Here is a 6,752-nt window from a genome sequence, read left to right as displayed (position 1 = left end):
GGTGCGCGCCGCTTCGATTTCCAGTTCAGGATCGCGGCTGGTGCAGGTGATCACAGGAAACAGGCCGCGTTCACGGGCCATCGATTCAAACAGCTCGACGATCGAACCAAAATAGCGGTTGTCATATTTGGGGACGATCATGCCGATCATGGTCGATTTGCGGCGGCGTAGCAGGCTGGCCTGCTGATTGACGGTATAGCCTTGTTCTTCGGCGAGGCGTAGGATTTTTTCTGCCAGTTGGGCACCGATGCGGCGCTTTTTCCAACTGCCATTGAGCACGGCGCTGACCGCACTTGAGGAGGCCCCGGCCAGTTCGGCCAGATCGTAAATCGTCGTTTTCTTTGCTTTGAACCCAGTCACAAATTTCGCTCCCCAATTTTCTATATCTTGACAGTAAAAATAAAAAGTAGCAATTATGCTCAATCGATTGAGCGCCATAAGCAAAGGGTGTGATAAAGCATTGGTACACAGTTGTAGACGGTGCCGAAATTACCCCTCACCCCAGCCCTCTCCCACAGGGAGAGGGGGCTGGTACGGAGTTGAGGTCAGGTGTGGTGGTACGTTTCCAACCCTTGTAAATATAAAGTTGGGGTCAGGAACAGCGGCACATTTTAGCCCTTGCGAATTCGTTGCTGAAATCAGACACGGGTGCCAATCCATGGCACGCTCGGTTCCCTCTCCCTTTGGGAGAGGGTTAGGGTGAGGGGCAATATCGACAGCCAAATTCTGAACGCGATGAACTCGCACGCAGTGACTTCGTCGTGACGATTTGATCTCTTGTTTAAAGAAGGAACCCAACCATGACAGATTTCACCCAATTGAATTTCTCTCTCAAAGGTAAGGTCGCGGCTATCACCGGAGCGGCCTCGGGTATCGGCCTGGAATGCGCGCGTATTTTTCTGCAGGCCGGGGCAAAAGTGGTGCTGATCGACCGTGACCAGGAAAAACTGCAGGGCCTCACCGATGAACTTGGCGAAAACGCCTATCCTCTGGTCATCGATTTGCTCAACCCGCAGCAGGTTTCGGGCATGTTACCCGGCATTTTGACCGCTGCCGGGCGTCTTGATATTTTTCACGCCAATGCCGGTGCCTATATTGGTGGTCCGGTGGCGGAGGGGGATCCGGACATTTGGGATCGCGTGCTTAATCTCAATATTAACGCCGCCTTCCGCTCGGTACAGGCGGTGCTGCCGCATCTGATCGAGCAAAAGTCTGGCGATATTCTGTTTACCAGCTCGATTGCCGGTGTCGTGCCGGTGATCTGGGAACCGATTTATACCGCCTCAAAGTTTGCCGTGCAGGCATTTGTGCACTCTACGCGCCGCCAGGTAGCGCAGTATGGCGTAAGGGTAGGCGCCGTGTTGCCAGGGCCGGTGGTTACCGCGCTGCTGGACGATTGGCCAAAAGCCAAGATGGAAGAGGCGCTGGCCAACGGCAGCCTGATGCAGCCAAGGGAAGTGGCCGAAGCGGTGTTATTTATGGTCACGCGTTCGAAGAATGTCACCGTGCGTGACCTGGTGATCCTGCCAAACAGTGTCGATCTCTGAGAGGTGAAAATGATGAACAAGCAACAGCAGGTCGTGATCGGCGTCGATGTAGGTTCAGGCAGTGCACGGGCAGGGGTTTTCGATCTCTCCGGTACCATGTTGGCGCATGCCAGCCAAGAGATCACCCTGTTCCGCGGCCCGGAAAATTATGTTGAACAATCCAGCCGTGAGATATGGCAAGCGGTGTGCAACAGCATCAAGCAGGCGGTTGCCGCATCCGGTATTTCCCCAAATAACGTGGCAGGCATCGGCTTTGATGCCACCTGTTCCCTGGTGGTACTCGATGCAGACGGCAACCCCCTGGCAGTAGGGCCATCTGAAGATCCCGACCGCAACATTATCGTATGGATGGACCATCGGGCAACGGAGCAGGCCGAGCGGATCAACGCCACCGGACATCAGGTGCTCAACTACGTTGGCGGTAAAATCTCCCCAGAAATGGAAACGCCCAAGCTGCTTTGGCTGAAGGAGAATCGTCGTGCGGTCTACGATAGCGCCTGGCAGTTTTTCGATCTGGCCGATTTCCTGACCTGGCGCGCTACGGGGGATCTGGCACGCTCCGTTTGTACGGTGACCTGCAAATGGACCTATCTGGCCCATGAAAAACGTTGGGACCCAGACTATTTCCGTACCATCGGCCTTGAGGAGTTTCCAGACGAAGCGTTCCGCCGCATCGGGGAACATATCAAAGAGCCTGGTACGCCTTGTGGCAACGGCCTGACGGCAGAAGCGGCCAAAGAAATGGGATTAGTGGCGGGCACGCCTGTCGCCGTGGGCTTGATTGATGCCCATGCTGGCGGGATTGGTACTGTCGGTGTTGGCGGTGGTGTCACCAATAACCTGGCTTACGTGTTTGGCACGTCGTCCTGCACGATGACCACCACGCAAAACCCAGCCTTTGTGCCGGGCGTTTGGGGGCCATATTACTCCGCGATGGTGCCGGGATTCTGGCTGAATGAAGGTGGGCAGAGCGCGGCGGGGGCGGCAATCAAGCAGCTTGTCTCGTTCCACCCGGCGGCAACAGAGGCGGCGGAGCAGGCTAAAGCGTTGGGCGTGTCACTGCCCACCTTGCTGGCCGATCTGGCGCTGGCGAAAATGGCTTCTGCGTCGCAAGCGGCAAAACTCGCCAATGGCCTGCACGTGGTTCCCGAGTTCCTTGGCAACCGAGCACCCTTTGCCGACCCCCATTCCCGCGCCGTGGTAGCCGGGTTGGGTATGGAGAGCAATCTCGACAACCTGGTGGCCTTGTATGTTGCCGGCATTTGTGGGATTGGCTATGGGCTCCGGCAAATCCTCGATGCCCAGTCGCAGATGGGCGTCACCGTTGAGCAGATCGTGATTAGCGGCGGGGCGGGCCGTCATCCGTTGGTGCGGCAGTTGCTGGCGGATAGCTGTGGCTGCGCCGTGCTGACGACCAAGGCGGAAGAGCCGGTATTGCTGGGCTCGGCGATCCTGGGGGCCGTGGCAGGAAAGGTTGCTGACTCGGTGGAGCAGGCGATGGCACAGTTTTCCGAGTTGGACAGCCAATACCAACCGAATGCCGATTTCAGCCAGCTGCATGCCAATCGCTATGAGGCCTATAAGCTGCTGCAAAGCACGGCCAAACGGATCCGTGAGGAGCTGCAATAAGTCTGTAAACTCGGGGCGCAGCATGCAGTGCCCCTACGTATGATCTTCTGTTGCTTCCTTTAGTAGCCATTCGCTAAATATTTCCATCGCCGGGGTCATCGCCTTCGATTTTAAATGGGTTAACCAGTAACTACCCATGCTGATTTCGGCAGCGAACGGGCGCACCAACTGCCCGGTGGTGAGTTCCCGGGCAAACATTTTCGGCGGGGCTAACGCCACCCCACCGGAATGGATGGCGGTCTCAATCATCAGACGGGATGAATCGAAGATGGCACCATTCACTCTCACCGCCTGCAGGCCAGCGGCAGCAAACCAGTTTTCCCACTCTTCAGCACGGTAAGAACGCAGCAGATCCTCTTGCAGCAAATCGGCAGGGGTGACGAGCCGCTTAGCCGTAGCGGGGGTACACAACACGGTTAGCGGTGCATCAAACAGCATTTCGTTATGGGTTGCTGGCCACAGCCCCGCGCCAAAACGGATGGCGAAATCCAGCCCCTCGGCAGCCAGATTAACGACGTTATTGTTGGTGCGCAGCCGTAGTTCGACAAAGGGATGCTCCTGCCTGAACCGATCGAGGCGCGGCAACAGCCAGCCCACGGCAAAGGTACCCACGGCAGCCACGGTGAGCACCTCCTGGAACTGTCCCCCTTCAAACTTCCGGAAGGCTTTTTCAATATGGCCAAAGGCATCGGTTAGCACGGCAAACAGCGCCCGCGACTCTTCCGTCATTTCTAAACCACGGGGTAAGCGTTTAAACAGCACCATACCCAGGCGCTCTTCGAGCAGCCGAACCTGTTGGCTAACGGCGGCCTGGGTAACATAGAGTTCCAGCGCTGCCCGTGTGAAACTCAAATGTCTGGCAGAGGCTTCAAAAGCACGCAGGGCGTTAAGAGGAAGATTAGAGCGCATAGCCGTTATCCAAAAGATTTTCTTTATGCTAGAGAAAATTCTTGTCGCTTGTCAATAACGCTCTAACAGAGGATATTTCCCGCCATCTTGAAGAAAGATCTGTTGCGTTAATCCATTTTATGTGAGGCAAAACATGGTTAAAAATACACTGCGTCAAACCACCCTGATGGTAGCTACGGTTGTGCCGTTGCTGTTCAGTAGCGCACCGCTGTGGGCGCAATCCGCTAATGCCAAGACGAATATTCAGCAGCAACTGTCCGATCTGGAGAAAAGCTCCGGTGGCCGCCTGGGCGTGGCGCTGATCGATACCGGCGATAATTCGCAGATCCTGTATCGTGGGGATGAGCGTTTTGCCATGTGCAGCACCAGTAAGGTGATGGCGGTTTCGGCGCTGTTAAAACAGAGCGAGACGGATAAAAATCTTTTGGCTAAGCGGATGGAGATCAAGCAATCCGACCTGGTCAACTACAACCCGATTGCCGAAAAGCATCTGGATACCGGGATGACCCTGGCCGAGCTGAGCGCCGCCACCATTCAGTACAGCGACAACACGGCGATGAACAAGATCCTGGAACATCTTGGCGGCCCGGCAACAGTAACAAAATTTGCGCGTACCATCGGCGATAAAACCTTCCGTCTTGATCGTACCGAGCCCACCTTGAATACCGCTATTCCGGGTGATGAGCGTGATACCAGCTCGCCATACGCGATGGCAAAAAGCCTGCAAAATCTGGCCCTGGGTAAGGCGCTTGGTGAACCACAGCGTGCTCAACTGGTAGAATGGCTGAAGGGGAATACTACCGGTGGAGCCAGCATTCGTGCAGGTCTGCCAACCACCTGGGTGGTCGGGGATAAAACCGGTAGCGGTGATTACGGTACCACTAACGATATCGCCGTTATTTGGCCTGCGAACCACGCGCCGTTGGTTTTAGTGACCTATTTCACCCAGCCACAGCAGGATGCCAAAGCGCGCAAAGACGTTTTGGCTGCGGCTGCTAAAATTGTTACCGAAGGTCTTTAAGGCAGGGATGTTCTGCAGGCTGCTGTGTACTAAACGGGCGCAGCATGCAGCGCCCCTACATTTTAAGCCCGGTGAAAGGGGCTGGTCATACAGCATCCCTTGTACGCCCGGAGAGGGAATGTCAGCATAAAAAAAGGCCGGAAAATCCGGCCTTTTCCGATCAGGCTTGGCGATTAATAATCGATGGCATCGCGGATAATCGGGCAGGTCATACAGTGGCCGCCGCCACGGCCACGGCCCAGCTCACTCCCGACAATCTCAATCACCTCAACCCCTTCTTTACGCAGTTGGGTATTGGTTTTGGTATTACGATCGTAAGCCAGTACCACCCCAGGAGAGAGCGCCACCATGTTGTTACCGCTGTCCCACTGTTGGCGTTCGGTGTCGTAGTCGTTACCTTCGGTCTCAACTACCCGCAGTTTTTTCAGGTTCAATGCTCCGGCAATGGCCTCGACAAAGGTGCCCTTATCGCGGCTCAGTTTCATGCCGGTTGGGCCATTATCCGGGCGCAGGGAGAAGGTTTTGATCTGATTGACGATCGCCGGGTAGAGCGTCACCACATCGCGATCGCAGAAGGTAAATACCGTATCCAGGTGCATGGCGGCACGCAGTTTCGGCATGGCGGCAATCATTACCCGTTCAACGCCGGAATGCTTGTTGGCAAACAGCGATGCGGCCAACTGGGTGATCGCCTGATGCGAAGTACGCTCACTCATCCCAATCAGCACCGTTTTGTTGCCGATCGGCATCACGTCCCCACCTTCAAGCGTGGCGGTACCGTGGTGCACCGTTGGGTCCCCCCACCAGACGTTAACATTGGCTTCGCCAAAGTCTGGGTGGAACTTATAGATCGCCGTGGTCAGAATGGTTTCTTCGTGACGGGCTGGCCAATACAATGGGTTCAAGGTCACGCCGCCGTAGATCCAGCAGGTGGTATCACGGGTATATAAGGTATTCGGCAGCGGTGGCAGCAGGTATTCGGTAATACCCACGGCTTCGCGGATCAGCTTCAACTCTTCGTGGTCCGCATAGCCTTCTTTGGCCAGTTCGGTAGTGGAAAGGCCACCAATCAGCACCTCCGCCAACGCCCGTGGGGCGAGGCCATCAAGGAAGCTGCGGGTTTCGTTCAAGATCCCGAGCGACACTTCATTAGGCACAATCTGCTGATCCAGGATCCACTTTCTGGCTTCGGGCAGCGCTAGCGTTTCGGCCAGCAGGTTGTGCATTTCAACGACGTCTACGCCGTGTTCGCGCATCTTGGTCATGAAGTCAAAATGGTCACGCTTGGCGCGTTCAACCCATAACACGTCATCGAACAATAGCTCATCACAATTACTTGGCGTCAGCCGGTTATGCGCCTTACCAGGGGCACAGACCATCACTTTATGTAATTTCCCTACTTCTGAATGAACACCAAACTTGGACTGCGTCTTTTTCTTAGTCGACATAATGACTTGCCTCGATCAGATTGTGATAATGCCAGTTGCAATACTGTAAATTGCAACAATTGCAGCGACCATAACGATAACAAAGAGCACCATTTCAGCCGGGGTGAACAGTTTTGCCTGCTGTTCACGTTTAGCCATAATGTACAGCAGCGTGCCTGGGCCATAGATAATGGCGGAGAGCAGCAGATATTTCATACC

The 6,752-nt window shown here is 55.3% G+C and carries 6 protein-coding genes and 1 pseudogene; 3 read left to right on the top strand and 4 right to left on the bottom strand.

Going from position 1 to position 6,752, the window contains the following annotated elements:
- On the bottom strand, positions 1-360 hold a 360-nt coding region (locus ACLQ7H_RS26765), incomplete at its 3' end, for a LacI family DNA-binding transcriptional regulator (protein WP_411755284.1).
- A 440-nt stretch (positions 361-800) separates the two neighbouring features.
- Here ACLQ7H_RS26765 and ACLQ7H_RS26760 point away from each other — a divergent pair.
- The gene (locus tag ACLQ7H_RS26760) at positions 801-1,547 is read left to right on the top strand and encodes an SDR family oxidoreductase (protein WP_411755283.1); all 747 of its coding nucleotides are present in this window, start codon (positions 801-803) and stop codon (positions 1,545-1,547) included.
- 12 nt (positions 1,548-1,559) lie between these two features.
- The gene (locus tag ACLQ7H_RS26755) at positions 1,560-3,176 is read left to right on the top strand and encodes an FGGY-family carbohydrate kinase (protein WP_411755285.1); all 1,617 of its coding nucleotides are present in this window, start codon (positions 1,560-1,562) and stop codon (positions 3,174-3,176) included.
- A gap of 33 nt (positions 3,177-3,209) precedes the next feature.
- Here the strand turns inward: ACLQ7H_RS26755 and ACLQ7H_RS26750 are convergent, their stop codons facing one another.
- The gene (locus ACLQ7H_RS26750) at positions 3,210-4,085 is read right to left on the bottom strand and encodes a LysR substrate-binding domain-containing protein (protein WP_411755282.1); all 876 of its coding nucleotides are present in this window, start codon (positions 4,083-4,085) and stop codon (positions 3,210-3,212) included.
- A 133-nt stretch (positions 4,086-4,218) separates the two neighbouring features.
- Here ACLQ7H_RS26750 and blaFONA point away from each other — a divergent pair, with 133 nt between their 5' ends.
- Positions 4,219-5,106 (top strand): FONA family class A beta-lactamase, encoded by an 888-nt coding sequence (blaFONA, locus tag ACLQ7H_RS26745; protein WP_411755281.1) that lies wholly within the window; start codon positions 4,219-4,221, stop codon positions 5,104-5,106.
- A 173-nt stretch (positions 5,107-5,279) separates the two neighbouring features.
- On the opposite strand, the gene arcA is transcribed toward blaFONA, so the two are convergent.
- The gene (gene arcA / locus ACLQ7H_RS26740; RefSeq protein WP_411755280.1) at positions 5,280-6,554 is read right to left on the bottom strand and encodes an arginine deiminase; all 1,275 of its coding nucleotides are present in this window, start codon (positions 6,552-6,554) and stop codon (positions 5,280-5,282) included.
- A 15-nt stretch (positions 6,555-6,569) separates the two neighbouring features.
- Positions 6,570-6,752 (bottom strand): annotated as a pseudogene (locus ACLQ7H_RS26735) (arginine-ornithine antiporter); the annotation flags it as partial.

Origin of the sequence: Serratia sp. (in: enterobacteria) (genome assembly GCF_046715635.1) — a bacterium.
Lineage (GTDB): Bacteria > Pseudomonadota > Gammaproteobacteria > Enterobacterales > Enterobacteriaceae > Chania.
The sequence above is the reverse complement of the archived record's forward strand: the minus strand, read 5'-3'. Positions and strand labels throughout refer to the sequence as shown.

Excerpts from the sequence above, each read along its gene's own strand:
- ACLQ7H_RS26760 (WP_411755283.1), top strand. The coding sequence starts at position 801 with ATGACAGATTTCACCCAATTGAATTTCTCTCTCAAAGGTAAGGTCGCG.
- ACLQ7H_RS26750 (WP_411755282.1), bottom strand. The coding sequence starts at position 4,085 with ATGCGCTCTAATCTTCCTCTTAACGCCCTGCGTGCTTTTGAAGCCTCT.
- arcA (WP_411755280.1), bottom strand. The coding sequence starts at position 6,554 with ATGTCGACTAAGAAAAAGACGCAGTCCAAGTTTGGTGTTCATTCAGAA.
- blaFONA (WP_411755281.1), top strand. The coding sequence starts at position 4,219 with ATGGTTAAAAATACACTGCGTCAAACCACCCTGATGGTAGCTACGGTT.
- ACLQ7H_RS26755 (WP_411755285.1), top strand. The coding sequence starts at position 1,560 with ATGAACAAGCAACAGCAGGTCGTGATCGGCGTCGATGTAGGTTCAGGC.